This window comes from Sphingobium sp. Ant17, assembly GCF_000588875.1.
In the GTDB taxonomy this organism is placed as follows: Bacteria; Pseudomonadota; Alphaproteobacteria; order Sphingomonadales; family Sphingomonadaceae; genus Sphingobium.
Genome location: NZ_JEMV01000014.1, coordinates 62,295 through 88,639, shown reverse-complemented (window position 1 = coordinate 88,639; position 26,345 = coordinate 62,295). Strand labels below are relative to the sequence as shown.

The following is a 26,345-nucleotide window of genomic DNA, read 5'->3' as shown; positions in this document are numbered from 1 at the left end:
CTCCTTGAGGCGCGCATGGGCAACAAGGGCAAGCGCGAGTTCATCCAGATCCTGCGCCTGTTGGAGGCGATACCGATGGAGATCGTCACCTTCGCGGTGAACGAGGCGATCTGTATCGGCGCAATCGGCTTCGATGCGGTCAAGCAGATCGCGCTGGCGCGCATCGAACGGCGGCCCGCCCGCCTGGACCTGGCAGCCTATCCCCACCTGCCGAAAATGGACGTGAAGACGACGCGTGCCGCCGACTATGCCGCGCTCGTGCCCCAAACATCTCAGGAGTTGGCGGCATGAACCGGATCGCAGAGGACAAGATGCCCACCGGCACCATGGCGGGGACGCCGCAGGTTCTGCTCGCGCACCATCTCAAGCAACTCAAACTCCCCACTGTGCTGCGGGAATATGAGAAGCTGGCGCGTGAATGTGCACGCGACGGGGTCGATCATAGCCGATACCTGCTTCGCCTCATCGAACTTGAGCTGATCGATCGTGAGCGCCGCACCGTGGAGCGCCGGATCAGGGCTGCGCGGTTCCCTGCGGTGAAAAGCTTCGACACGTTCGACTTCACGGCCATTCCAGGCCTGAACAAAATGCTCGTGCTGGAGCTGGCGCGCTGCGAATATATCCTGCGGCGGGAAAATATCATCGCGCTGGGCAACAGCGGCACCGGCAAAACCCATGTGGCGCTCGCCCTGGGACTGGCGGCTTGTCAGAAAGGCTTCACGGTCGCGTTCACGACTGCCGCTGCACTGGTCAACCAACTGATGGAGGCGAGGGACGAAAAGCGACTGCTCAAGATGCAGCGCGATCTTGCGGCGGTGAAGCTGCTGATCGTCGATGAACTGGGCTATGTTCCCCTCTCGCCCACAGGCGCTGAACTGCTGTTCGAGACCCTCTCGCAGCGCTATGAGCGGGGATCGACGATCGTCACGTCCAACCTGCCGTTCGAGGACTGGACGCAGGTCCTGGGATCCGAGCGGCTCACCGGCGCGCTGCTCGATCGGCTCACGCACCACGTCAGCATCCTGGCCATGAACGGCGACAGCTACCGCCTCAAGCAGTCCGCCCGCCGCCGTGCTGCCGGGGCGGCGCAAAAGCAGGCCACACAGGTTGTCGACCCGGAAACCGGCGAGATCACCGCTCCCTGATCAATGACGACAACGATATGAAGAGGGCCCCGATCGGGGCCCTCTTCATATCGTTAGGCCCGCATCACAGTGGCCTGCTTTTACTCCGCCCCGATGGACTGGAATCTGACCGCCGTTGACACCCCGTCTACAGCCGATGGCCAGATATACTTCCCGCGCTCCAGGCGCTTGGCATAGAGCGACATGCCAACGCCATCATGCCACAGGATCTTGCACAGGTCGCCACGGCGCCCTCGGAAGACATAGAGATCACCGGCATGGGGATCCCGCCTGAAACTCTGCTGCACCTGCAGGGCCAGGCTGCGCATGCCGCGCCGCATGTCCGTGTGCCCCGTTGCGATCCATATCCGAACGCCTGAGGGTACAGGGATCACGGCTTGACTGACCGCAGCACTGCCGACACCAACCCAGGCGAAGCGCCAGCGGGAATACGCACGATCGCCCGATCAAACTCGACGATAATCGCCGATCCCATGACCGGCACCGGGTCAGTCTGCACCTGCACCTCGGCAAAGCCCTGCGCTGCCTGACCCATCTGCCGCCGCCATCTGTAGATCTGGTTCGGCCGTAGGTCAGCATGGCGGGCAATCTCCGCCACGTTCGCGCCGGGCACCGAAACCGCAGCGACCAACTCGCGCTTCTGCTGGTCGGTCCATACCCGCCGCCGCTCCGGCCCCGAAATTACCGTGATCTGACTCATCGCACCGTCCCTAGTACCGGTGCAAACACCAGCGCTTGCACCGGTGCCATCTCGAAATATCAGCCGATCACCGCAAGGCGGCCCTCACCGGAGCGATACGCTTCTAGATACTCCACTGGACAATTTCCGCAGCCATACAATATCTGTGTCGGTCTATAGTCTGATCGCGGTGGCAGCGCGGGCCGCATCATGTTGCCTCCAGGACGACTACTTCCCTCATTGCCGCATCGTGCCAGTCTCAATGAAGCGCTGATGCCATGAAAGCGCCTCTCCCGGCAGGCAAGGCGATTGCTGTCCAAAGGATAGTGCACGCGCTCGGGCATAATAGTCAGCCAGCGCATCGCGATAGTCAGGATGCGCGCAATTCTGGATGATGAGTGCCGCCCGCTGCTTGGGGCTAAGTCCCCGCAGATCCGCCAGTCCCTGTTCTGTGACGATGACCTGAACGTCCTGGCTGATATGGTCGACATGACTCGCCTGCGGGACGATCGCGGAAATCTTGCCGGCCTTCGCAGTGGAGGGGGTCATGAAAATCGAGACATAGGCGTTGCGCGCAAAGTCGCCGGATCCGCCTATGCCATTTTGAATGCGCGAGCCCATGACATGCGTCGAGTTCACATTCCCATAGATGTCGGCCTCAATCAGACCATTCATAGCCAGGCAGCCGAGGCGACGGATCAATTCCGGATGGTTGCTGATCTCCTGCGGCCTCAGGATCATCTTGTCTCGGTAGCGCGCCATATCCGCGTTAAGCCGCGCCGCTGCGTTCGGACTGAGTGAAAAGGCGGTTGCCGACGCCATGCGCAATTTGCCCGAATCCAGCAGATCAAGCATGCCGTCCTGGATCACTTCGGTAAAGGCCGTCATCTGCTCGAATGGCCCGGATACGAGTCCAGCGAGAACGGCATTTGCGATGTTACCGACCCCAGACTGAAGGGGGAGTAGTGAAGCCGGCAGGCGTCCCAGCGCGACTTCGTGACGGAAAAATTCGATGAGATGCCCTGCTATCGCATGAGCCGCCGCGTCGGGCGCCGCGAAGGGCAGGTTCCGATCGGGGGCATCGGTTTCCACAATAGCAACGACCCTGTCAGGATCGACACGGAAATATGACTGCCCGATACGGTCGTCCGGCCTGACCAGAGGGATGGGCACACGGTGCGGAGGCAACGCCGTGCCATAATAGATATCATGCATGCCCTCGAGCGCCGGATTTTGCCAGCGATTGACCTCGAGAATCACGGCCCCCGCGCGATCGAGCCAGGTCTTGTTGTTGCCCACTGAAGAGGAGGGTATAAGCGACCCATCGGTGCGAATAGCCGAAACCTCGACCACCGCGACATCGAGCGGGCCCAGAAAGCCTTGCCAGGCCATCGGCGCGACCTGACTCAGATGCATGTCGAAATAGTCCATCTCGCCCCGATTGATCTTCTCGCGCGCGATAGGGTCCGAATTATAGGGCAACCGAAACTCGATACCGTCAGCCTTTGCCAGAGCGCCATCCAGTTCCGGGCCGGTCGAGGCTCCAGTCCACACCCGGCAGCGAAACGGGTCGCCCGCAGCATGGGACGCCTCGATTCGCCGGGCCAGCGCCATCGGAACGGCCTTTGGATATCCCGATCCGGTAAAGCCGCTCATGCCGATGGTCATGCCGTTCGTAATCAGCGCGGCGGCCGCATCCGCGTCCATGATACGACTCTTCAGTTTTTCGTTATGCACGTGCCGCTGCGTCATCTCTTGCTCCCATAACGCGCGGCTGACTGTTATCGAGCGTGCGCGGTCTGCCGTAGTGTGTTCGTTTAGGCCCGCTTATCCGCGGCGCGCGAGATGCTCGCGAAAATCCGGATGGGCTATGCCGATCAGGGCCGTGACGCGTTCCGCCGCCGTCTTCCCCTTCAAATCGACCCAGCCATGTTCGGTGACGACGATGTGCGTTTCGTTGCGCGGCGTGGTGACAGGACCGGAAAGCACGGGAACGATACGCGAGATCGTCCCGCCGGCGGCCGTCGAATGGCAAACAATAATCGATCTGCCGCCCTTCGACGCATAGGCGCCCCTCACGAAATCGAGCTGCCCGCCTGCCGCGCTGAACTGCCGTCCATTCACATATTCCGAATTGCAGGCGCCATCGAGATCGACCTCAAGCGTGGCGTTGACCGAGACCATTTTCTCGTTGCGGGCAATGATCACCGGATCGTTCACATAGTCTACGGGATGCGCCTCCAGCAGGGGATTATCATCGATGAAGTCATAAAGAGACCGATCCCCCATGCGAAGGTGAAAACCGAACGTCCACGATGGTGACTCTTACCGCTGTTGTCGACCACGCCAGATTGCATAAGGGCTGCCAGACCAGGGGTCATCAGCTCGGTATGAATCCCAAGATGACGATGTCCCTCGAGCGCGGCGCAGACCGCATCGGGCAGTGCGCCGATGCCCATCTGCAAGCACGCCCCATCCTCGACCAGGCCTGCGACGATCTGCGCGATGGCCCGGTCCTCGGCTCCTGGCTGTGCCTGGGCCATGGCCAGCAGCGGCGCGCTATTCTCAACCACTGCCGATATCTGCGAGATATGCACGAAGCAGTTGCCCTGAACCCGCGGCATCCGGGGATTGACCTCGACAATGATCCGAGCCGCCGCGCGAGAGACGCCAAGCGCATAATCGGTGTTCGTGCCGAAGCTGAAATTGCCGGCATCGTCCATGGGAGACACGGTGGTTATAAGCGTATCGACCCCAAGGTGATCCGTCAGCATGCGCGGCACCTGACTGAAAGCGACCGGGATGATGTCAACCGGCGCGGCGGCGTTGCGCGCGGCAATCGCATCGAGCGCGCGCTCGACGCCACCGTGAAATAGGCTGACTGGATTGATGCGGTCGCGCAGTTCGTAGGCCAGCACGGTCGCGCCAGCGATCGTGGTGGCGAGCATATAATAGAGCGATATATCGACGATCTGACCCGCCGCCGCGCGGTTTGCCAGCGCGCTGAGCAATGCTGGCGGTTCGGACACGCCGAGGCCCATCGCCACCCGCGCGCCGCTCGGGATCAATGCGACGGCCTCAGCGGCGGAGAGGCGCTTGCTCTCATACAACGACGAGGCGCTTTGGGTCACACCATCATCTCCTCAAGCGTCAATGCATAGATCGGCTGCGCGCCTGCCAACGCTGCGGCGCGAAGGCCCAATGCTTCGGGAACCAGCTGAGAGATATAGAAACGCGTCGTCGCGAGCTTGGCCTTCAGAAAGAGACTATCCCCCTCGTCCGCAGCCATCATGGCCCGCGCAATCCTTTCCTGCCGCGCCATCAACCATCCACAAGTCAGGACCGAAAGCATCGTGAGAAAGGGATAGCTTCCCGCCAATCGATCGTTCACATTCGGCACGGTCAACATCCAGTCCGCGACCTCCTCGACACCATCGGCCAAGGTGGCAAGTTCAGACAGTTCATTCACTTCGGCACGAATTTCGGCCAGAAGTGCCCGGAGCCCGACGCCTCCGTCGCCCTTCAGCTTTCGCCCGACCAAGTCGGCCGCCTGAATGCCGTTGGTACCCTCATAGATCGGCGTTATCCGCGCGTCGCGATAGTGCTGGGCGGCGCCTGCCTCTTCGATAAAGCCCATCCCGCCGTGGATCTGGACGCCAAGCGACGCGACCTCGCAGCCTATGTCCGTCCCGTGCGCCTTGATCAGCGGCGTGACGAGATCAGCCCTGGTTGCCGCATTCCGGTCGCCCATATGGGCGCGATCCACCTGGCCGGCCGCATAGTATAAGAGCGACCTGGCCGCCTGCGTCTGCGCCTTCATGCGCAAGGCCATGCGGCGGACATCCGGATGGTCGAGGATCGCAACGGGCGTTTTCCCTGAGGAGCCGTCCGCGCGCGGCGACTGGATCCGCTCACGCGCATAATCGAGGGCCAACTGGGTCGCGCGCTCGGCCACCTGGACACCCTGATTGCCCACATTGATGCGCGCATTGTTCATCATCGTGAACATGGCCCGCATACCGCCGCCTTCTTCGCCGACCAGTTCGCCTACACAGTCGTCATGATCGCCATAGGACATCACGCAGGTCGGGGACGCATGGATGCCCAGCTTGTGTTCAATAGACACGCAATGAACATCGTTTGGGTCACCCGGCTTTCCCGACGCATCCAATCGGAACTTGGGCACAAGAAACAATGAGAGACCCTTGGTGCCTTCGGGAGCGCCCGAGGTTCGAGCCAGGATGAGATGGAGGATATTGTCTACCAGGTCATGCTCACCGAAGGTGATGAAGATCTTTTGCCCTTTGATACGCCAGGTGCCATCGGGTGCCGGGCTAGCGCTGGCGCGCACAGCGCCGACGTCCGATCCGGCCTGCGGTTCGGTGAGGTTCATCGTCCCCGTCCACTCACCGGTGATAAGCTTTGGGAGCCATGTTTGCTGCTGGTCGCCAGTTCCATGCGCCGCCAGCGCCTCGATCGCCCCTGGCGTCAGCATATTGACCAGCGAGAAGCCCAAATTGGCCGTTCCCAGATCCTCCATCACGATGGTGGCCAGCGAGAAAGGCAGACCTTGACCGCCAAAAGCCTGCGGGCCTGCAATAGCGCCCCAGCCATTCTCGAAAAAAGCCCTGTAAGCGGCCTTGAAGCCCACGGGCATCGTGACGCTACCTTCGTGCCACTGCGCGCCTTGCGTGTCGCCCAAGCGCAGGAGCGGCGCATACTCTCCTTCTGCAAATGCGGCCGCGCCGTACAGGATCGCCTCCACCAGATCATCGCTGAGACCCGCAAAACATTCGGTGGCGGCCATTTCGTTTATTCCGGCGATGTGCCTAAGAACAAAGCGCTGTTCTGCAGTTGGGACTGAAAATGTCATCAAAGAAGTTCCTGTGACCAGGATGAAGGGACCGGTGAGACTGGTTTGACGTTAACTCGGGAGCCGACGAGCCTTCCGAAGGCTTCACCGCAGGCGCGTCAGTACCGCAAAGGTAAATCGCGCTATCCGTCGTCTGGACTGCCGATCGGCACCATCTGCCCCATCCGCTCCTCAAGAAGACAGAAGACGCGGAGCGCCGCGTCAAGATCCTCGCTCGGCACACCGGCCAGCAAGATGTGGCGCGTCTTTGAAAGCGTCGCTTCGATTTTGGCGGCGAGCTCCCAACCCTGCTGCGTAAGATGCAATGTCTTGGAGCGCCGGTCCGTGGAATCTTCGACCCGTTCTACCAAACCGCTGGCGCAGAGCCGGTCAAGTTGCCGGACGAGCGCCGGACCTTCCACATTGAGGGCTCCGGCAAGGCTACCCTGCCGCGTTCCGTCCCCCATCCGGCTCAGCAGAGCGATCGGAAGCGCGCTGGCGCCCGACAAACCATATTGATCCACGAGACGGTCCAGAAGCTGGGAATAGCGTCGCCCCAACACGACTAAGCCGGTCGTCAACCGACGTTCCACTGATGCCAGATCCTCGTCCATAGCAATTCGATAACATGTTATTAAATAACACGCAATCAGAATAGCAGGAATCATTGCGGCGACAGAATTGAGGATGTTACTCGTCGGCTAGGACGAGGATTTGACCTGCCCCCTGCTGAGTGGCCCAGAGACTATGATAGTCTGGACCACGAAAGGGAGTTTGAATGCCGAGCAAGAAGCACAAGCCGGAAGAGATTATCGGCAAGCTGCGTGAAGTTGAGATCGTGCTGGCGCAGGGGGCATCGACCGCCGAAGCGTGCCGCCGGATCGCGGTTAGCGAACAGACCTACTACCGCTGGCGCAAGGAATATGGCGGGCTGAAGACCGACCAGGCACGGCGTATGAAGGATCTGGAGAAGGAGAACCTGCGGCTACGCCGGGCGATCTCCGACCTCACATTGGACAAGCTGATCCTGCAGGAGGCGGCCAGGGGAAACTTCTGAGCCCCGCGCGGCGGCGACGCTGCATCGATCATGTTCGACGAGAGCTTCCGGTGTCCGAACGACGGATCTGCCGGGTGCTGGGCCAGCATCGATCGACGCAGCGCAAGGTCCCGCGCGGGGCAGATGACGAACAGGCGCTCACGGAGGACATCATCGCGCTGGCAAAGCAATATGGTCGCTACGGCTATCGCCGAGTGACGGCATTGCTGTGCCATGCAGGATGGGCGGTGAATCATAAACGGGTCGAGCGTATCTGGCGGCGTGAGGGGCTGAAGGTCCCGCAACGTCAGCCAAAACGGGGCAGGCTCTGGCTCAACGACGGATCATGTATCCGCCTGCGGCCGGAGTATCCGGGACATGTGTGGGCCTATGACTTCGTCGAGGGTCGGACGCATGATGGGCGCAAGTTCCGCATCCTGACCATCATCGACGAAGCCAGCAGGGAATGCCTGGCGCTCATTGTCGCGCGACAGCTCAAGCATGAGGATGTGCTGGCAGCCTTGGCGGACCTGTTCATCTCGCGCGGCCCACCAGCCAATATCCGGTCGGACAACGTCCTAGGTCAGGAAGCAGCGGCGGATTTTGGCCAGCAGATATCTATGCGCCGACAAACATCGGCGCTGCATGCATTCTGAGCCAGATGGCTTCCACCGTCAACGGGATCGCTCCCTGCCATAGCAAACACAGGATCCATCGGTGCCGGAGCAGCCGTGGTCCTCACCGTCCTTAAAACGAGATACGCACCCAGGTGGAAGGCCCGAACATTATCTACAGGGTCGCTCTCGCGCCCTCACGGCACTTGCAGAGAGGGGGCCTTCCACCTGGCATCCGACCGTTCGAGGAACGGCCGGTACTCTGTCCCCGTCTTGATGACGGCGTGAGCCACGCGCGCCATTTTGGCGGTGAGCGCCGTCATCGCCTTGCGGCGGCGATCGGCATCGTCCGCGTGCCCGGCAATCGCCCCATTTCCGAAGCCGCCACCTGGGCCCCTGTGCATTATTCGGACACAGATTCACGGTAGCGGCTTAATGAGCAGTGGCATGAGGCCGTGGGCGTCGAAATCGAGGTGATCGGACCAGACGTAATCACCGGTGAGATTGATGCGGTCCCAGCCAAGCGGCGAGAGCCGGGAGAGCATAGCCGGATCGATCGGCGTCCCGCGACGGCGCATTTCGTCAACGGCGCGACCGAGATACCGGCAGTTGAACAGGATGATCGCAGCGGTGACGAGGTTGAGCGCAGCCGCACGGGTTTGCTGGTTTTCCAAACCACGATCACGAAAACGGCCGAGCCGGTGGAAAGCGACCGCCCGGGCCAGGCTGTTGCGGGCCTCTCCCTTGTTCAGTTCGGCGGTGACGGTGCGGCGCAGAGCCGGATCTTCGAACCAGCGCAGCGTGAACAGCGTCCGCTCGATCCGTCCAACCTCACGAAGTGCTGCGGCGAGACTGTTCTGCTGGCGGTAAGCGGATAGCTTCTTCAGGATCAACGATGGCGTGACGGTGCGGTCGCGCATTGCGCCGATAACACGTTCGATATCCGGCCAGTGGCTGACGATCAGATCTCGATTGAGCTTGTGACCGAATAGCGGCGCGAGCCTACCATAACGTTTCGGGGGTTCGAAGGCGTATAGGCGCCGATCTGACAGACGGGGAATCCGCGGCTCGAAATCGAGCCCGAGCAGGTGCATCGTCGCGAACACGATGTCGGAAACGCCGCCCCCATCGACGTGCAGCGCGGTCAGATCGGCGTTACTATCGTGGCCGAGGATACCGTCGAGCGCATGGATGGCTTCCCCTGCCGTGCCGGCGATCACAGTCTGGTGAAGCGGCGCGTACCGATCGGTGATGGTGGTGTAGATCTTGACCATCGGGTCGCGACCATAATGCGCATTGACCGCTCCGCCGGCTTCGCCCGGTCCGCCGAGGTGAAAGGCCTGCCCGTCAGCAGACGCCCGGTGCCCCTGCCCGAACCAGGTCGCGATCGGCTCGGCGTGGATGGCGTCGGTCATGCAGGCGAGCGCCGCCCGAAAGGTTTCCTCGCGCATGTGCCATGTCTGCATGCGCAGGAGCGCGCGGCGTGATCCTGCGCCGCATACTTCGGCCATGCGTGACAACCCGAGATTGGTCGCCTCGGCAATCAGGGTGGCGAGGAAGGCGCGCTCGTCAGCAGGCGGCAACCCGGTTGAAACATGACCGAAATGCCGAGTGAAGCCGGTCCAGCGTTCGACCTGCGACAGCACATCGGTGATACGGGTAGCAGGCAACATGCCGTAACAGGCGAGCGTCAGGTGCCGCCCTTCATCTTGCCCGCCGTCATCATCCTTTTGCTCTTTGGGGAAGCGTAACCTCTCCCCGGCGAACAGGGCGGCATCACGCCCGTCCAGATTGCGGGCGACGCCGCGCAAGGCGCTGTCGAGTTGCTCAGCGCGCTGATCGAGCCATGCATGTGGATCGCCGAGTGAGAACGGTGGTTGGAGCGATGCGCCTGGCGATGGCGCAAGCAGCACGTCCAGCGACCGGTGCATCCGCGACGTCGGCACCCAGATATCACCCGATGCCAGCGCATTGGCGAGCGCGCCGTAAGTCGCCATTTCCCAATGCGTCCGGTCGATCTTTCCTGCGACCACGACATGGCGTTGCCAGCGCCGCTCGACATGACCGAGCGGAACGTCGGCGGGAAGCGGTTTGCGCCAGTCGCCATCGAGATCCGACAGGACCGTCATCGCATTGCGCAATGTCGCGGTACCGGCCCGGCCGTGGAAATCGAGCGTTTGCAGGAACTGTGGTCCTGCCCGCTTGAAGGTCCGGTACTCGGCTGCAATCTCACTCAGCACATCATCCCTGTGAGGTGCAGCGGTACGACGGATGATCGCCGCATCGGCATCGAGCATGTCGAGAGGCATGATACCCCTGAGGGCCGCGCCGATATCTTCACCAGCGCGTGCTGCTCGGCTGACCGTTTCCAGCACTGTGGCGATGCGCATCAACCGGTCGCGTCCCTCGCGTCCCGAGACCGTGACCCGCTGTTCAAGGCGTTTGCGAGCACGAAGGTGAGCGCGTCCCATCAAGGCGCTGAACATGGTGATCGCCGCGTCAGTAAGCGTGGCCTCCATCTCGCGCATCGTGGCAAGCAGGATGACCCGCCTGCGGGCAGGTCGCATCTGTTGAAAAGCCTGGGCGGTATAGCGCACACCTTCGCGAGCGAATTGCGTCAGGCGTGGTTCCTGCCGGGGATTGATCGGAACACGGGAAATACCGGTCCAGCGGATCAGTGCGACCTTCTCCAGGATTTCGGCGAGCGAGGCGGGCGCGACGCGGGGCTCCGGTTCGCGCAGCCAGGAAAAGCGGCTTTGTCGGTCATGCACCTTGTCATCCACCAGCGTGTCGAGACGTTGTCGCATTTCTGTATCGAGCGTGTCGTCGACCGCGGCGACCAGATCGGTTTCCGCCCGAAGCATCGCCTCGGCCGCCATCCGCTCCACAACGCTGATACCGGGGATGACGATGCGCCGGGTGCGCAGCTCGTTCAGCAGTCGGTCGAGCAGAATGCGCCCGTCAACGATGGGCATGGCTTCGGTCGCCAGCCACGCCATCATCGAGGTACGAACTGGCTGGCTCAGATCGGAAAAACCAAACCGGGCTTTGATGGCGGCAAGCTGATCGTAGCGGGTCGGCGTACGCCGCGCGAAGTCGGCGATGACGCCCGCGTCAACCCCAACCTGGTCGGCGATATGGTCGAGCATGATCGCAGGCAACAGCTCGCCGGCGCGCAGATGCCGTCCAGGATAGCGCAGACAGCAGAGTTGCAGGGCATAGCTCAGCCGGGTCGCTGGAGTGCGAGCGATGCCAATCGCAGACAAGTCTTCGGCGTCGAGACCATGATGTCGCACGACCATCGCCTCGGTGCCAGGCAGCGCCAGCAGTGCGGCGCGCTGCCGCTCGGTCATTGGAATGCGTGCGGGCATGTTCGATCCTCCAAAAACCTCTTGCCTTTTGCTTGCTTAATGAAAGAGGATTGTGAAAGCCGGAAGGCGGCGAAAACCCGTTACTCCTGTTTCTGCCTCCGGATACGGCCGTTTGTGAAAGAAGCTGGATGACCCGCGAACCCTATCTGATCGGCTATGCCCGCGTGTCGAAGGGCGACGATCAATCGAACGCGGCACAGCGGCGCGCGCTCGATGCGGTCGGCTGCAAGCGGGTCTTCGATGAAACCGCCAGTGGCGGACGGTGGGATCGGCCGAAGCTTTTGGAGATGATCGGCCAGTTGCGTGACGGCGACATAGTAGTCGTCTGGAAGCTCGACCGGCTGTCGCGCAGTCTAAAGGACATGCTGCACATCATGGAGCGGATCGAGCTAGCGGGTGCGGGCTTCCGCTCGTTGACCGAAGCGATCGACACCACCACGGCCGCGGGGCGCATGATGATGCAGATGGTCGGCAGCTTCGCCGAGTTCGAGCGGGCAATGATCCGCGAGCGTACCTCCGCCGGTCTCGCTCAGGCGCGCGCCGAAGGTCGAGTTGGCGGACGTCGCCGTAAGCTCGCCGAAAAGCAACGGCTTGAAATCGCTGAGTCTGTGATCTCGGGCCGCAAATCTGGCGCTGAGATGGCGCGCCTATATGCGGTCAGCGAGCCGACCGTATCACGCATCGTTGCCGAGCACCGAATTCATACTCCGCAAGTTTCTTCCGAACGAAACCCTGCCTGATGTCCCTTCGCCTTCCTGCTCTGGTCATCCAAAACAAATGGGTGCTGATTACCGGCGCCTCATCCGGACTTGGCGCTAGTCTGGCTCGCGAGATTGCCATCAAACACGGTGCCAACCTTCTCCTCGCATCAAGAAGGCTCCATCTCACGGAGGATCTGGCGACGAGCATCCAAGCCGAACGACCGGTTCAAATCGTATCGATCGAAGCTGACCTATCTCATGCTGACGGCATCGCAGAGGTTGTTAAGGGCATCGTACGGTACAAGCCTGTCGCCGCAGTTCTTAACGCCGGAATCACAAGGTATGGTCCGGTATCGACGGACATGGTGGAAGCGGATCGGGCCATTGTTGCAACGAACATCATGGGGTTCACCGAACTTCTGCACCACTTGGTGACCCATTTTTCCAGTGCAGATGAGCGAAGAGCTATTTTGGCCGTGTCAAGTTTGGGAGGCGAAACTACATTGCCCGATCAGGCAGTGTACGGAGCCTCGAAGGCCTATGTGACCAACCTCACGCTCGCCGTGCGGGCTCAACTGAAAACCCCCCACCTCTCTATCGGCGTGTTTATTCCCGGCGGAATTGCGACCGATATGGGTGCCTTATCGGGAATTGATGCTCGTTCACTAGCTTATCGATGGGGCATGAGCAGTCCATAAGACTGCGCTCACCTGGCAGTTAGAGCGCTGACTAGCGGGAGGGCGGTGACCATCCCCGGCACGCTGAACCGAGCAGCGTACTTGCTGGCACGACACATGCCGCGAACTTGGATTGCGGCAGCGGCTGATCGGCTACCGTGAATCTGTGTCCGAATAATGCACAGGGGCCTCGGTGGGGTTGGAGGCAGCTTATGCACAGGCCGGAGGCGGCATTGCATCGCTCATCGGCCAATGGTTGAACCTGCGGCGCAACGACCTGCGCGTTTTGGTAGGGGCAGGGGCGGGGGCCGCGATCGGTGCAGCGTTTGGCGCGCCTCTGACCGGCGCTTTCTATGCTTTTGAAATCGTCATCGGCGCCTACACGCCGGCGAGCATCGCTCCCGTCGTGGCCGCGACACTAGCAGCCGTCGTGACCGCACGTACGCTCGGCGCCACACCGTATCTCATTGCCGCCACCAGCAGCCAGAGCCTCGAGACAGTGGACTATCTGCTTTACGCCATCCTGGGTCTCGCTTGCGCATTGGTGGGCATCGCACTTATGCGCTTGGTATCACTTGCGGAAGCTTGCGTCCGTCGAACCCCACTGCCGGAGTGGGCAAGGCCGATAGTTGGCGGGGCGCTGCTTATCCCGATTGCACTAGCTTCTCCTCACGCGCTTTCGGCCGGGCACGGGGCGCTGCATCTCACCATCGGTGGAGAGCTGGCGATCGGCGCGCTCGCTTTTATTTTTGTACTCAAATGCCTCGCGTCCGTGGTGTCGCTGGGCTTCGGCTTTCGTGGCGGTCTGTTTTTTGCATCACTTTTCTTGGGCGCCTTGCTCGGTCAAATTCTTGCCGGGCTATGGATGCTGATCCCCGGGGTTGTCTCACTATCGCCGGTGGACGCAGCACTGGTTGGGATGGCGGCGCTGGCCGTAGCGGTCGTCGGAGGGCCAATGACCATGTCCCTTCTGGTGCTTGAGGCGACGCATGATTTCGGCATCACCGCGGTGGTGCTCACCGCAACGCTGTGCTCGAGCGCTCTGGTCCGGGAGCGCTTCGGTTACTCCTTCTCGACCTGGCGCCTGCACCTGCGTGGTGAAGTGATCCGAAGCGCGCGCGATATTGGCTGGATGCGTTCGTTGACGGCACGCAAGATGATGCGCGCTGCCCCGGCGACCGCACTGCCGACACTTTCGATGTCCGATTTCAGGCAGCAGTTCCCGTTGGGTTCGACGAGCCGGGTACTCCTGCAGGACCGATCAGGCCTCTACGCGGGCCTGGTGCCGACTGCGGCCGTCTTTGCAGATTTGGGCTCGGCGGAGCGGGCCATCTCCGAGTTGGCTATCCTCCAGAATGTCGTGCTGTCACCTGAAATGTCGATCGCTTCAATCATGGAAGCATTCGACGTGAGTGGAGCCGACGATCTAGCCGTTGTCGATGAAGATCGACGGATTTTGGGTATGCTGACCGAAAAATACGTTCGCAAACGCTATGCTGACGAGATCGATCGTTCGCAGCGCGACCTTTATGGCGAAAACTGACTGCCTGTCGATATCAGGGCTTCAGCCAGAAGCGCAGAATCATCGATACTGCACCGAGCGCAACAACGCTCCCGGTCCAGATCAGCGCCATCCATCCCAGCCGCTTCCAAAAGGGCGTATACTTCATCAGTGATAGCCGTGCGTGCCAACTTTGCCACGAAAGACCCAATAGGCCCATCCAGTATAGGCAAGGATGACCGGCATGATGATCGCGGTCCCTACCAACATGAATATCTGGCTCCGCTCGGGCGCGGCGGCATCCCATATGGTGATGCTGTCGGGCACGATGTAAGGAAATAGGCTGATGCCAAGTCCTGCAAATCCTAACGCGAACAGGGCCAGCGCAAGCAGAAACGGTGCAGCGGTGGCACCGCCGCGCAGTTTGCGGAAAAACAGGACAGCGACGATCGCGGTAAGCAGCGGCACCTGCGCCGTCGCCAGCACGCCGGGCATGTCGAACCAGCGCTTCCAATATTCGAACTGCAGGAACGGGGTGGCGGCGCTGACGGCCGCCATCGCGACCAGCGTGCCTGCCCCCGCCCACAGCGCCAGTCGGCGGGCATGCGCCTCTGCGCTACCTTCGACTTTCCAGATCAGCCAGGCAGCGCCGAGCAGCGCATAGCCGATAACCACCCCAGCGCCGGTCAACAGGCTGAACGGGGTCAACCAGTCGAGCCAGCCACCGGCATAGGCCTGGTTTTCGACCTGAACGCCTTGGAGGATCGCGCCCAGCGTCACGCCCTGCGCAAAGGCGGCTATGAACGAGCCCAGGCTGAACGCAATGTCCCATAGCGCACGGTGCCGTGGGTCGCGCCAGCGGAATTCAAAGGCCACACCACGAAAAACGAGCCCCAAAAGCATCGCGATAATAAGTGGGTAGGTCGCGGTCAGGACGACACCATAGGCGAGCGGGAAGGCAGCGAAGAGCCCGCCGCCGCCCAGCACTAGCCATGTTTCGTTGCCGTCCCACACCGGCGCGATCGAATTCATCGCCTGATCGCGCTCATCCCCAACTTTGAAGCTCGGAAACAGGATGCCGATGCCCAAGTCGAACCCGTCCATGACAACGTACATGAATACGGCGAAGGCGATGATGAAAGCCCAGACGACCGTCAAATCGACGTTAATGCCCATTTTGTTTACTCCGCCCCAGTCGCGATGGCCGGCGCAGGCGTAATACCCGCAGTGCGTACCGGCATATGCTCAGGCTCGGACTCATCCGGCCCGGCCGGCTTGTGCATCAGATGTAGAATGTACCAAGCGCCCGCACCGAAGACTGCGAAATACACGATGACGAACGCGATCAGCGAGGCGGCAACCGCAGGCGCGGCGAGAGGCGACGCGCTTTGGGCCGTGAGCATGTGGCCATAAACGGTATAGGGTTGGCGCCCCACCTCCGTCGTGATCCACCCGGCAATCACTGCCACGAAGCCTGACGGCCCCATCAGCACGGCGGCGCGATGCAGCCACGACCAGTCGTAGAGACGTTTACGCATCCGCGCGACCAGGCTCCACAGACCAAGGCCCAGCATGGCGAAGCCGATGCCGACCATCACCCGGAAAGACCAGAAGATGACCGGCACGGGAGGCTCACGGTCATCGGGAATCGTATCGAGGCCGGCGAGCGGTGCGTTCAGATCATGCTTCAGGATCAGCGATGACGCTTTGGGAACCTCCACGGCATAATCGATGCGTTTCTCCGCGCTGTTGGGAATGCCGAACAGGATAAGCGGCGCACCGTCCGGGTGGCTCTCGTAATGCCCCTCCATGGCCATGACCTTGGCGGGCTGATGCTCCAGCGTGTTGAGGCCGTGCATGTCGCCAGCGAAAATCTGAATCGGCGCGACGATCGCTGCCATCCACATTGCCATGCTGAACATCTTTCGCGCATGCAGGTTTGCGCGGTCGCGCAGCAGATGCCAGGCGCCGACCGCGCCCACGACAAAAGCGGTGGTCAGATAGGCGGCGATCACCGTATGGACGAGCCGGTAGGGGAAGCTAGGGTTGAAGATGATCGCCAGCCAGGATTCGCCCGGCAGGAAACGGCCATCGGGTGACATCTCGAAGCCGGTGGGCGTCTGCATCCAGCTGTTCACCGACAGGATCCAGAAGGCCGAAATGAACGTGCCAAGCGCCACCATGCAGGTAGCGGCGAAATGCAGGCCTTTGCCCACCTTGGACATGCCGAACAGCATGACGCCGAGGAATCCGGCCTCCAGGAAGAAGGCGGTGAGCACTTCATAGGCCATCAGCGGCCCGATCACCGGTCCAGCCTTTGTCGAGAAAACCGACCAGTTGGTGCCAAACTGATAGGACATGACAATGCCGGAGACCACGCCCATCGCAAAGGCGATTGCAAAGATTTTCACCCAGTAGCGGAACAGGTCGAGATAGATGTCCCGCCCGGTTTTCAGCCACAGTCCCTCCAGGACCATCAGATAGCTGGCCAAGCCGATCGAAAAGGCCGGAAAGATGAAGTGGAAGCTGACCGTGAACCCGAACTGGATTCGGGCGAGCAGCAGGGCATCGAGTCCGTCGAACATCTTTAGTCTTCCGGTAAAGCTGCGCGCTGTGCGCGCCGCCAGCGATTGAATGTCTTTTCGGATATACCGATTTGTCGGCAACTGATGCAAACGCCTTGCCCGGATGCGATCAGCGCGGCGATCGCCTGGCAGCGGCGTTCCTTGTCGGGGATCGCGGTCACAGGGCCGCCGCGCTCTTCCAGAGCATATAGGCCGCGACGACGAAGATCAGCACCGCGAACACGGTTGTCAGCGTTCCGGTCCCGGATAGCCGCTTGGCGGCGATTGTGCCGATGAACCCGCCAGCGATGCCACCAGTGATGAACACGCCAGCCAGCACCCAGTCGATCAGCCCGGAAAATGCGTAGTTGGCGGCTGTCGTCAGGCCGAATGCCGTTACCGCGACGAGACTGGTTCCGACCGCGTTGATAATCGGCATGCTGGTCGATGCAACGAGGCCGGGGACGATCAGGAAACCGCCACCGATGCCGAAGAAGCCCGAGAAGATGCCGGTGCCCAGACCATAGCCCAGAACTTTGGGCGCATTCTCACGATTACATTGGGCACCCGGGATGCCCAGCGCTTTGCGCCCGCGCAGCATCAGTATGCCGACGACGATCATCACCAGGGCGAACAGGAACAGCAGCTTCTGTCCGTCGAACGCCTTTCCGACCGTCGACCCGCCCAGCGCGCCAAGGATACCTGCCGCGGCATACATGCCGCCGCAGCGCCATTTGACCGTATGCTCGCGTGCATGGCTGGCCAGCCCCGTCGCGGCGTTGACGGCGACCGCCAGCGCCGACGTGCCAATCGCGACATGCGGGCTGGATACACCGACCAGATAGACCATCAGCGGCACGGCGAGGATCGAGCCGCCGCCGCCAACCAGTCCCAGCGAGAAGCCGACCAGCGAGCCTGACAGGAGGCCCAGCACATATTGCAGGGGTTCGAGCATGGTGATCACGCCGCCTGACGCACGCGTTCGATCGGTTGCGGCTTCACCAGCACTCATGACCCTTGAGCATGCCGTTCCAATAAATCCACGGCAGCGCCTCGGACTTGAGCAGCCAGGACAGCCTCGCAGGCTGCGTTCCATCGATCAGCCATTTTGGGAAGCTCGGCATGAGCTTGCCACCATAGCCGAACTCGGCAAGGACGATCTTGCCCTTCTCGACGGTCAGCGGGCAGGAGCCGTAGCCGTCATAACCGGCAACCGGCTCTCCACCCTTAAGTACCGACAGCAGATTGACCGCCACGATCGGCGCCTGTTTGCGAGCCGCGGCGGCGGTCTTGGCATTGGGTGTGGAGCCACCATCGCCAAGGCCGAAGATATTAGGATAGCCGACGTGCTGCAACGTCACCTGATCGACCTCGACATAGCCTGCCTTGTCCGCCAGCAGACTGTCCGCAACGAAACGCGGCGCGATCTGGGGCGGGGTCACATGCATCATGTCGAACGCGCGCGTCACTTCGCCCGTCTTTTTCGCGAAAGGTCGCGGTCTTTGCCGCGCCATCGACCGCGATCAGGTGGATTCGAAATTGAGGTCGATGCCGTACCGCTCGACATAGCTCATCAGCGCGGGGACATAGTCCTTCACGCCGAACAGCACGCCGCCCGCATTGTGGAAGGCAACATCGATGTTGTTCAGGACGCCGCGTTCAAGCCAGTTGTCGCACGACAGGTACATCGCCTTCTGTGGCGCGCCGGCGCATTTGATGGGCATCGGCGGCTGGGTGAACAGCGCCACGCCTTCCCGCAGATTGCGTACCAGCTCCCAAGTATAGGGCGCTGTGTCGTAGCGATAATTGGACGTCACGCCGTTCTGGCCCAGCGTTGCCGCCAGCCCGTCGATCGCGTCCCAGTCGAGCACATTGCCCGGCGCGACAACCAACGCGCGATAGCCAATCGCGCGGCCATTGGCTGTCGTCACCTGATCCTGTTCGGGCTGAAAGCTTTGCACGGCTTCCCTGATCCAGGTGACACCCTTGGGCATCACTGACGCCATCGAATGGCAAGTTGATTTCGGTTCGAACACGCCTGCACCGACCATCGTCCAGCCGGGCTGATAATAATGCTCCGTACGCGGTTCGATGATCGCCACCGAAAGCTTGGAATCCCGCTTGAGGATCGATGCCGCCGTCGCGATGCCGCCTGCACCCCCGCCGACAATGACAACGTCATAGCGGGCGGCGGGTCGATCGGTCGCGGGGCCATTGGGGCTGCTGGCCGATGCGGTCTCGATCCGGCCGCGCAATTGCGACAGGTCATAGCCAGCTGCATTTGCCGCGCTCAGGATGGCTGCGGTCGGGCGCGATCCGGCTTGGGACAATGCCCAGAGCGTCGTGGCGCGGGTTCCTGTCCGGCAGAAAGCGAGGGTCAGGCCATCGGCAGAGGCCAGCGCATCGCCAAAGTCCGCAACAGATGCCTCGTCGAAATTGCCACCGCTGATGGGAATATGACGATAGGCAATGCCGAGCGCGTCAGCCTTTGCCTTCAGGTCGGCTGAGAGAGGTTGGCCGGGCTCTTCGTCATCAGGCCGGTTGTTGATGATCAGACGGACGCCAGCAGATGCGGCCTGGTCAATGTCTTCCGGGGTAATCTGGCCACAAACGAGCAGCTTTTCGTCGAGCTTATGGGGATTCATCGAACCTCTCCTTTCTTAAGTTCAGGCGTGGACCGGCGTTCGTGGTCCCGACGGGCGATCAAGCGCCCAGACGATCGCGAAGCCGACCGCCATCGCAGCAGTAAAAACCGCGGCTGCCGGAGGGTTGATGGCAAATGCGGCCAGCGCCGGGCCTGGGCAAAGGCCGCCCAGCCCCCAGCCGATGCCGAACAAGGCAGAGCCGCCGAGCAGGCGCGGCGTGATTGGATCGGTGTCGGGCAGATGAAAATCGGCATCGGCAACTGGCGCCGCCATCCGCCGCTGGATCAGCCAGGCGATTGCCATCGGGATCATCGCGCCGCCCATGACGAAGGCAAGGGTGGGATCCCAGGCACCAAACAGGTCGAGGAAGCTGCGGACCCGCACGGGATCCATCATGCCCGACACGGCGAGGCCCGCGCCGAACAACAGGCCAGAGACAAGGCCGATCACGCCGCGCATCACCAGCTACCTCCAACCGCATTGACGATTGCCACAGTCACAAAGCCCGTCGCCATGAAGGTGAATGTCGCAACGATGGATCGCTTCGACAGGCGCGACATGCCGCATACGCCGTGACCGGACGTGCAGCCCGACCCAAGCCGCGTACCAATGCCGACGACGAGCCCTGCGACCGCGAGCGTTGCCATGCTCATGGGGAAGCGTGACAGGATCGGTCCCGCCGCCCATGCGACAAGTGCCGCGCCGAGGGGCAGGCCGATGATGAATGCCAGCGCAAGCGAGCGCGGTGCGCCGCTGCCCAGCCCGATCGCTCGCGCCGCCATGCCGCTGACGCCGGCGATGCGGCCCGCGCCCAGCAGCATGATGGCAGCCGCCACGCCGATCATCAGGCCACCGATCAGCCCCTGCCCCGGCATCGCATAATCAGGCATCACAGCACGTCCAGCGGAAGCTTGAGGTAGCGCGTGCCATTCTCTTCTGGCTCGGGCAGATGCCCGCCACGCATGTTCACCTGTATCGAGGGGAGGATGAGCCGCGGCATCCCCAGCGTCGCGTCACGCCGAGTGCGCATCTCGACAAATTCGTCCTCGCCCACGCCTACATGGACATGGACATTGGAATCGCGTTCCTGGCCGATCGTGGTTTCCCACACAAAGTCGTCGCGGCCCGGCGCCTTGTAATCATGGCAAAGGAAAGTGCGCGTTTCACGCGGCAAATCCATCAGACGGCGGATGGAGCGATAAAGCATTCGCGCATCGCCGCCGGGGAAATCCGCGCGGGCGGTGCCATAGTCCGGCATGAACAGCGTATCGCCGGTGAACACAGCATCGCCGATCACATAGGCCAGGTCGGCGGGCGTGTGCCCCGGCACGTGCAGCGCGACCGCAGGAATCGACCCGACCGCGAACCTGTCGCCGTCATCGAACAGATGGTCGAACTGCGACCCGTCACGCTCGAACTGCGTGCCCTCATTGAAGATTTTGCCGAATACGCTCTGGACTGTCGTGATTGCGCGACCGATCGCGAGCTTGCCGCCGAGCTTTTCCTGGAGGAACGGCGCGGCGGACAGATGATCTGCGTGGGCATGCGTTTCCAGCAGCCATTCGACTTTCAGTCCTTCAGCCTGGACATAGTCGATGATGGCCTGCGCAGAGCCGTGCTCGGTGCGGCCTGATGCAGAATCAAAATCGAGCACGCTGTCGATAATCGCTGCGGCGCGGGTCACCGGATCATGCACCACATAGCTTGCAGTGAATGTCGCCTCGTCAAAGAAAGAGCGCACAACTGGCGCGGGTATTTCGCCGGCGCGGGTGTCCGTTACAATCTGCGCTGCGAGCATGAGCGGCTCATCAGGGTGGTCCATCTCGACTCTCCAAACTTTCTCACTTACACGGTTCAAATAATCGAGTATTATGGTTGCGTCAACCGACGAGATTGATGACAATGTCGATCAGCATGAATGAAAGGTTCGATTTGGCTTCTGAACTCCCCTCCTGTTCCGCGTTGCGCCTTGGCGAGGAAGCGCCGGATTTCACCGCGCGCTCGACCCGTGGCCAGGTGTCACTTTCAGATTTCCGAGGACGCTGGCTTGCGCTCTTTTCGCATCCGGCGGATTTCACGCCGGTCTGCACCAGCGAGTTTGTGTCGATTGCGCGCGCGCATGACCGGTTTGCGACACTGGGATGCGAACTTATGGCACTGTCGGTCGACAGCCTGTTTTCCCACCTCGCCTGGATCCGCGCGATCCGCGATCGGTTCGATGTCGTCGTGGACTTCCCGATCATCGAAGATCCGACGCTGGAGATCGCGCGCGCCTATGGAATGGTCGGCCCAAACGCGATGGATGCCAGCGCGGTGCGGACGACCTATTTCCTCGATCCGGACGGGATATTGCGGGCATCGACCTGCTATCCGGCCAGCGTCGGGCGCTCCGTGGAGGAGATGCTGCGCCTCGTCGCCGCGCTTCAGCGTGTCCATGATGGATCGGCTCTGGCGCCGGAAGGTTGGATGCCAGGCAGTGATCTGCTCGCGGTCCCAAGCCACGATGTCGCAGACGTGCTGGCAGCGCCCGCCGGCACCGACTGGTTCTACACGCCGATCAAGGATCAGGCATGATGGCGGATATCGCGACGCTTGATCTCGAGGCCGCGGCGGATTTGCTTCGGGCGCTTGCACATCCGGTGCGCCTCTCCCTGCTGCGCACGCTCATAGATGGCGAGCGCTCGGTCGGCGAGATCGAACATTTAGCCAATGTGGTGCAGCCCGGCCTCAGCCAACAGCTCGGTGTTCTGCGAAAGGCCGACCTTGTGCATACACGACGCGAGGCAAAGCTGGTTTTCTATCGAATCAACCAGGCCCGTATCGCTGAAGTCAGCGCGCTGCTTGATGCCTATGCGGGGACGGTAGCCATATCCCGTGCAGACGCGGTCGCGGCCCGACCGCAGGCTGGCGGGGGGGCGGCCATGTTCGCGCGGATCACGCCACGTAAATGATGCTGCGAGGCTCAAAAGCCTCGCAGCATCAAACTCTCAGTCCACCAATACGGTGCGCAGATAAGGGCGATGCTCGGTCCAGCCCTGGGGGAAGAGGGCGCGTGCCTCGTCATCCTTGATCGAGGGAGGAATGATCACTTCCTTACCCTTCTGCCAGTCTGCCGGAGTCGCGATACGCTTGGCGTCGCCGAGTTGCAGCGCATCGATCACCCTCAATATCTCATCGAAGTTACGTCCCACGCTCATCGGATAGGTCATTGTCAGCCGGATCTTCTTTTTTGGATCGATGATGAAGACCGATCGCACCGCTGCGGTCGCGCTCTGATCGGGGTGGATCATGTCATACATCTTGGCGATCGACAGATCCGCGTCAGCGACGATGGGGAAAGTCAGGTTGGTGTTCTGGGTGTCGTTGACATCCTCGATCCATTTGCGATGCTCGTCGGCAGTGTCGGTCGACAGGCCGAGCGGTTTGACGTTGCGGGCCTCGAACTGATCGGCAAGCTGGGCTGTGCGGCCCATTTCGGTCGTGCAGACCGGCGTGAAATCGGCCGGGTGGCTGAAGAAGAAGACCCAGGATTCCCCGGCCCATTCGTGCAGGCTGATGGGGCCGTTCTGGGTATCGACGGTGAAATCGGGTGCGATGTCGCCAATGTGCAGGCTCATGTCGGGTCCTTTCGGGGTTGCGATAACAGACACCTACCGCAGGATACCGAAAGCGACCAACATAATATATAACTTTCTGTGATCGTGTATATGAATATGCGCAATTATATGAGTTCAGTGCTTGAGCTTTCCGCGCCATCGGCCCCAAGCCATGGTCTCGCAAGCCTTCGACGCAGAGCGTCAATCGCCGAGATAGGCAGTTTACGCCGGTTAGCGCCGAATTTCGCTGGGACACCTTGGGCAGTAATAAAAGCGGCGGTGTAGCGAGCAGATTCCTCAATCGGAGCGCCGTCGATATATAGTCGGTCAATACGGCGGCCTTTATCATTCTCCGCTTTGAAGACGAGCCGCACGCCGCGCATCCTTTTGATATAGCCGCCCATCTGCTCATACGGATCCGACGCAAAGGTTCGCTCGAGATTTTCCTCCAGCATTTCGCGGATTTCCGCGCCGGTAACGTCCACAACCGAAACAGGTGGGTCCACCGGCACCATGTTCCAAAGGTCGTTCATCGTGATCGGTCCAAGCGCGATCGGTGCGCCGTAACGCCAGCCATTAGAAAAGGCGATCGGCGTTCCCGCTGCCTCGGCAATAGCTTCGAGCAACAGGTCATCCATCGGACTGTTGAGCATCGCATACCGATGCAGCGCGACGTCCGTGTGCCCGACGACCTCGCTCATCGACTGCCTTTCGCTTGCGAGAGCCGCGGCGACAGCATCCGCCAGGCCCGGATCGCTCGCAACGCTGTCATCGACGGGTATCAGGCGATGGCGCCAGCCTGAATGCCATTTTCCGAAACATCCAGATCGAGCCGCCCGACATAGGAGCCATGACAGCCAGACTGGAAGATGATCGCTCCATTGACGACGACGGCGTTTTCCATGCGGTTATGGGTGTGGCCGCTGACGATCACGTCGATTCCGGCCACGTCCTTGGCCAGTTGCACATCCTGCGGAAAACCGAGGTGGGACAGGACCACAATCAGATCGGCATCCTGCCGCAGCCGTTCAATATGGCCGGGCAGTTCGGCATTGCCCGTGACAAAGCGAAGCCCCTTGCTGAAAGATGGCGGCATCGTCTTGTCCACAATCGGGCAGGCTAGGCCGACAATGCCTATCCGCACCCCGTTGCGTTCGATGATGGTCGAGGGCGGCATAAACAATTCGCTACTGTCTTCGCAGAAGATATTTGCAGCGAGCATAGGGTGGGCCAGCTCGCTCGATATCTCAGCCACACGTTCCGGGCCGTAGGCAAACTCCCAGTGTAGCGTCATCGCGTCGAAGCCCAGCGCGTTGATCAGTGGCACCATCGCCCGTGCCCGATCCTGCACGGCGAAATGGGTGCCGTGGAACGTGTCGCCATTATCCAGCGCGATCACTCCGCCGGGATTTTCCTGCCGTGCCTGGTCGAACAGAGTCTTGATTCGCGCCAGCCCACCCATCTGCGCGAACTGGAAATCGCCATGCGCATCGCGCCGCAGTTCGGAATGGGGCTCCACATAGCCGTGCAGATCATTCAGTTGCAAAATGGTCAGGTTTGTCATGGCGGCTCAAACCCCTTCCGCGATCAGCGCTGCGGCATCCAGTCCCCATGCGGGCACTTTGCCATCTGCGGCAAAGAACATGTCGCGATATCGCATTTTCAGAAAATAGGGCACGCGCCCCATCTTCAATATTTGGCGGTCACCGCCGAACCAGCTGTTGGAATGTATCCAGAACGCCTTCCCATCGCCCATATCGCCGATGCACAGCACCTCGGGCTTCAGCGGAACGTCAGCCTTTTCGGCATCCACGGTGCCGAAAATCTTGCCAAGTTGAAGCCCGATGATGTCTGATTGCTGATGTCCGATGGCGCCCAATTTGGGCACCGTAACAGCGGCGCAATCGCCACAGGCGAACACTTCGGGGTGGTCAGGGTTGCGCATCAGCAGGTCGGTTTTGATAAACCCTTCGGAATCGCTGACAGGCAGGCCTTTGACAAAGTCGTGCGCTACCCAGTCGGGGAAAATGATCTTCACCTCTGCCGGCAAGGTGCGGCCATCGGCAAACTCGATGGCGTCGGCCGTCAGTCGCGTGATATCCTGCGTGTTGTTCCAGTAGTTGAAGCCCATCTTGGTCGCGAGTGTCAGGAGTTGTTTGACGACATCCTCGCCTGCGTCTTCCGCGATCATGGGGGCTGGCGTAAAGACAGTGACGTTTTCGGGGCCGCCAAGTTTCCGATCCTTGAGCCAGGTCGCCATCGACATCATGACCTCGACGGGAGGCCCTTCACAGGCGGCAAGCGCCCGCGGGATCGATCCGCCGGGATAGGGTTCCAGACCGTCAGCTCCGTCCCCTTGGTGGAACCTTGCCGATCCGATCGCGATCGGGCCGCCTGCGTAGCGGGTGTTGAGATAGCGGCGCAGCTGCTCCCCGTGATACAGGTCGCTGACGGTGTGGCCATGCTCGGCGAAACCCTCGATCCGGTCATAAGCAAGCCGGGCACCCAGTGCGAAGATGACATAATCATAATGTTCGACATGATCTTCGGCGCCACCCCGTTCTGCGGGCCTGAAGGTTACATTGCGCGCTGCGATGTCGACAGCAGTGACTTCCCCATGGATAAAATCGATCTCATCCTTTGCCAGAATGGGCACCAGATCCATCCGCTGGTGCAGCGCTGGGTTGCGATCTTCGAACACGTCAGCCGGGATGTTGGGAATGAACAGCAGATAGCTTTTGCGATCGATTACGGTGATGCGCGCCTTGTCCCCCACATATTGCCGCACCTTCTGTGCGCAGGCCAACCCGGCAAAATTGCCGCCAAGAATGAGGACATGGGGGCGACCATCATAGTGTGGCATAGTAATCTCCTTGGCCGTCGCGGGTGGCGATACGTTAGTACAACGAATATCGCGCGCGCGTTGCAGCCCCGCATGATAGCCTTGCAGCTTAAGGCATCCTT

26 protein-coding genes and 4 pseudogenes are annotated in these 26,345 nt (G+C 61.2%); 8 read left to right on the top strand and 22 right to left on the bottom strand.

What is annotated here, in order from left to right; all coding sequences use genetic code 11:
- Positions 1-291 (top strand): annotated as a pseudogene (locus BF95_RS08705) (IS21 family transposase); the annotation flags it as partial.
- Positions 288-1,145, top strand: coding sequence for an IS21-like element helper ATPase IstB (istB, locus tag BF95_RS08700; protein ID WP_200866915.1), 858 nt, complete (start codon positions 288-290; stop codon positions 1,143-1,145). The pseudogene BF95_RS08705 and the gene istB, both read left to right, overlap by 4 nt.
- Before the next feature lie 80 nt (positions 1,146-1,225).
- Here istB and tnpB read toward each other — a convergent pair whose 3' ends face one another.
- The 7 genes from tnpB to BF95_RS08670 form a co-directional block, all read right to left on the bottom strand.
- Positions 1,226-1,519, bottom strand: a complete 294-nt coding sequence (gene tnpB, locus BF95_RS08695) for an IS66 family insertion sequence element accessory protein TnpB (protein ID WP_051519929.1) — start codon at positions 1,517-1,519, stop codon at positions 1,226-1,228.
- Entirely contained in the window at positions 1,516-1,845 is a 330-nt protein-coding gene (locus tag BF95_RS08690) for a transposase (protein ID WP_043150856.1), read from the bottom strand. The genes tnpB and BF95_RS08690 overlap by 4 nt, the downstream gene beginning before the upstream one ends.
- 216 nt (positions 1,846-2,061) lie before the next feature.
- Complete coding sequence (locus BF95_RS08685) at positions 2,062-3,576, bottom strand: acetyl-CoA hydrolase/transferase family protein (RefSeq protein WP_043150855.1); 1,515 nt, start codon at positions 3,574-3,576, stop codon at positions 2,062-2,064.
- 75 nt (positions 3,577-3,651) lie between these two features.
- A complete protein-coding gene (locus BF95_RS30655; protein WP_327195440.1) occupies positions 3,652-4,113 on the bottom strand; it encodes an acetyl-CoA hydrolase/transferase C-terminal domain-containing protein in 462 nt (153 codons plus the stop codon).
- Positions 4,050-4,955, bottom strand: coding sequence for an acetyl-CoA hydrolase/transferase family protein (locus BF95_RS08680; protein ID WP_327195439.1), 906 nt, complete (start codon positions 4,953-4,955; stop codon positions 4,050-4,052). Before BF95_RS08680 ends, BF95_RS30655 begins: the two co-directional genes overlap by 64 nt.
- Positions 4,952-6,697, bottom strand: coding sequence for an acyl-CoA dehydrogenase (locus BF95_RS08675; RefSeq protein ID WP_043150854.1), 1,746 nt, complete (start codon positions 6,695-6,697; stop codon positions 4,952-4,954). Before BF95_RS08675 ends, BF95_RS08680 begins: the two co-directional genes overlap by 4 nt.
- Positions 6,698-6,819: 122 nt before the next feature.
- Positions 6,820-7,257, bottom strand: a complete 438-nt coding sequence (locus tag BF95_RS08670) for a MarR family winged helix-turn-helix transcriptional regulator (RefSeq protein WP_200866914.1) — start codon at positions 7,255-7,257, stop codon at positions 6,820-6,822.
- A gap of 197 nt (positions 7,258-7,454) precedes the next feature.
- Here BF95_RS08670 and BF95_RS26270 point away from each other — a divergent pair.
- Positions 7,455-8,287 (top strand): annotated as a pseudogene (locus tag BF95_RS26270) (IS3 family transposase); the annotation flags it as partial.
- Positions 8,288-8,501: 214 nt separating this feature from the next.
- Here the strand turns inward: BF95_RS26270 and BF95_RS27290 are convergent.
- Positions 8,502-8,691 (bottom strand): annotated as a pseudogene (locus BF95_RS27290) (IS110 family transposase); the annotation flags it as partial.
- A gap of 54 nt (positions 8,692-8,745) precedes the next feature.
- Entirely contained in the window at positions 8,746-11,697 is a 2,952-nt protein-coding gene (locus BF95_RS08650) for a Tn3 family transposase (RefSeq protein WP_235209649.1), read from the bottom strand.
- A 128-nt stretch (positions 11,698-11,825) separates the two neighbouring features.
- Here BF95_RS08650 and BF95_RS08645 point away from each other — a divergent pair, with 128 nt between their 5' ends.
- The 3 genes and pseudogenes from BF95_RS08645 to BF95_RS08635 all read left to right on the top strand — a co-directional run.
- Positions 11,826-12,437, top strand: a complete 612-nt coding sequence (locus BF95_RS08645) for a recombinase family protein (RefSeq protein ID WP_043150848.1) — start codon at positions 11,826-11,828, stop codon at positions 12,435-12,437.
- The gene (locus BF95_RS08640) at positions 12,437-13,096 is read left to right on the top strand and encodes an SDR family NAD(P)-dependent oxidoreductase (RefSeq protein WP_051519927.1); all 660 of its coding nucleotides are present in this window, start codon (positions 12,437-12,439) and stop codon (positions 13,094-13,096) included. Before BF95_RS08645 ends, BF95_RS08640 begins: the two co-directional genes overlap by 1 nt.
- Before the next feature lie 163 nt (positions 13,097-13,259).
- Positions 13,260-14,618, top strand: a pseudogene (locus BF95_RS08635) (chloride channel protein); the annotation flags it as partial.
- Between the two features lie 13 nt (positions 14,619-14,631).
- Here the strand turns inward: BF95_RS08635 and BF95_RS26265 are convergent.
- From BF95_RS26265 to BF95_RS08600, 9 genes are all read right to left on the bottom strand, one after another.
- Positions 14,632-14,745 carry a DUF2474 domain-containing protein gene (locus tag BF95_RS26265; protein ID WP_081764090.1) on the bottom strand — a complete coding sequence of 38 codons (114 nt, stop codon included), beginning with the start codon at positions 14,743-14,745 and terminating at the stop codon, positions 14,632-14,634.
- Positions 14,745-15,752 (bottom strand): cytochrome d ubiquinol oxidase subunit II, encoded by a 1,008-nt coding sequence (gene cydB / locus BF95_RS08630; RefSeq protein WP_043150846.1) that lies wholly within the window; start codon positions 15,750-15,752, stop codon positions 14,745-14,747. Before cydB ends, BF95_RS26265 begins: the two co-directional genes overlap by 1 nt.
- A 5-nt stretch (positions 15,753-15,757) precedes the next feature.
- Positions 15,758-17,161, bottom strand: a complete 1,404-nt coding sequence (locus BF95_RS08625; protein WP_043150844.1) for a cytochrome ubiquinol oxidase subunit I — start codon at positions 17,159-17,161, stop codon at positions 15,758-15,760.
- A gap of 157 nt (positions 17,162-17,318) precedes the next feature.
- The gene (locus BF95_RS08620) at positions 17,319-18,095 is read right to left on the bottom strand and encodes a sulfite exporter TauE/SafE family protein (protein WP_043150876.1); all 777 of its coding nucleotides are present in this window, start codon (positions 18,093-18,095) and stop codon (positions 17,319-17,321) included.
- 43 nt (positions 18,096-18,138) lie between these two features.
- Positions 18,139-18,609, bottom strand: coding sequence for a hypothetical protein (locus tag BF95_RS30650; RefSeq protein WP_327195438.1), 471 nt, complete (start codon positions 18,607-18,609; stop codon positions 18,139-18,141).
- A gap of 54 nt (positions 18,610-18,663) precedes the next feature.
- A complete protein-coding gene (locus tag BF95_RS08615; RefSeq protein WP_327195437.1) occupies positions 18,664-19,785 on the bottom strand; it encodes a TIGR01244 family sulfur transferase in 1,122 nt (373 codons plus the stop codon).
- Positions 19,786-19,806: 21 nt separating this feature from the next.
- A complete protein-coding gene (locus tag BF95_RS08610) occupies positions 19,807-20,244 on the bottom strand; it encodes a DUF6691 family protein (protein ID WP_200866918.1) in 438 nt (145 codons plus the stop codon).
- Positions 20,244-20,675 (bottom strand): YeeE/YedE family protein, encoded by a 432-nt coding sequence (locus tag BF95_RS08605; RefSeq protein ID WP_043150843.1) that lies wholly within the window; start codon positions 20,673-20,675, stop codon positions 20,244-20,246. The genes BF95_RS08610 and BF95_RS08605 overlap by 1 nt, the downstream gene beginning before the upstream one ends.
- Positions 20,675-21,583 carry an MBL fold metallo-hydrolase gene (locus BF95_RS08600; RefSeq protein ID WP_051519925.1) on the bottom strand — a complete coding sequence of 303 codons (909 nt, stop codon included), beginning with the start codon at positions 21,581-21,583 and terminating at the stop codon, positions 20,675-20,677. The genes BF95_RS08605 and BF95_RS08600 overlap by 1 nt, the downstream gene beginning before the upstream one ends.
- 116 nt (positions 21,584-21,699) lie before the next feature.
- Here BF95_RS08600 and BF95_RS08595 point away from each other — a divergent pair, with 116 nt between their 5' ends.
- Both BF95_RS08595 and BF95_RS08590 read left to right on the top strand, forming a co-directional pair.
- Positions 21,700-22,359 (top strand): peroxiredoxin, encoded by a 660-nt coding sequence (locus BF95_RS08595; RefSeq protein WP_043150871.1) that lies wholly within the window; start codon positions 21,700-21,702, stop codon positions 22,357-22,359.
- The gene (locus tag BF95_RS08590; RefSeq protein ID WP_043150842.1) at positions 22,356-22,736 is read left to right on the top strand and encodes an ArsR/SmtB family transcription factor; all 381 of its coding nucleotides are present in this window, start codon (positions 22,356-22,358) and stop codon (positions 22,734-22,736) included. The genes BF95_RS08595 and BF95_RS08590 overlap by 4 nt, the downstream gene beginning before the upstream one ends.
- Positions 22,737-22,772: 36 nt before the next feature.
- Here BF95_RS08590 and BF95_RS08585 read toward each other — a convergent pair whose 3' ends face one another.
- From BF95_RS08585 to BF95_RS08575, 4 genes are all read right to left on the bottom strand, one after another.
- A complete protein-coding gene (locus tag BF95_RS08585) occupies positions 22,773-23,402 on the bottom strand; it encodes a peroxiredoxin (protein ID WP_043150841.1) in 630 nt (209 codons plus the stop codon).
- A 104-nt stretch (positions 23,403-23,506) separates the two neighbouring features.
- Positions 23,507-24,082, bottom strand: coding sequence for a 5'-nucleotidase C-terminal domain-containing protein (locus BF95_RS28205; RefSeq protein WP_200866913.1), 576 nt, complete (start codon positions 24,080-24,082; stop codon positions 23,507-23,509).
- An 80-nt stretch (positions 24,083-24,162) separates the two neighbouring features.
- On the bottom strand, positions 24,163-24,945 hold the full coding sequence (locus BF95_RS28200; RefSeq protein WP_200866912.1) for a hypothetical protein: 783 nt from the start codon (positions 24,943-24,945) through the stop codon (positions 24,163-24,165).
- A 6-nt stretch (positions 24,946-24,951) separates the two neighbouring features.
- The gene (locus BF95_RS08575; protein WP_043150839.1) at positions 24,952-26,244 is read right to left on the bottom strand and encodes an NAD(P)/FAD-dependent oxidoreductase; all 1,293 of its coding nucleotides are present in this window, start codon (positions 26,242-26,244) and stop codon (positions 24,952-24,954) included.
- Between the last annotated feature and the right edge of the window lie 101 nt (positions 26,245-26,345).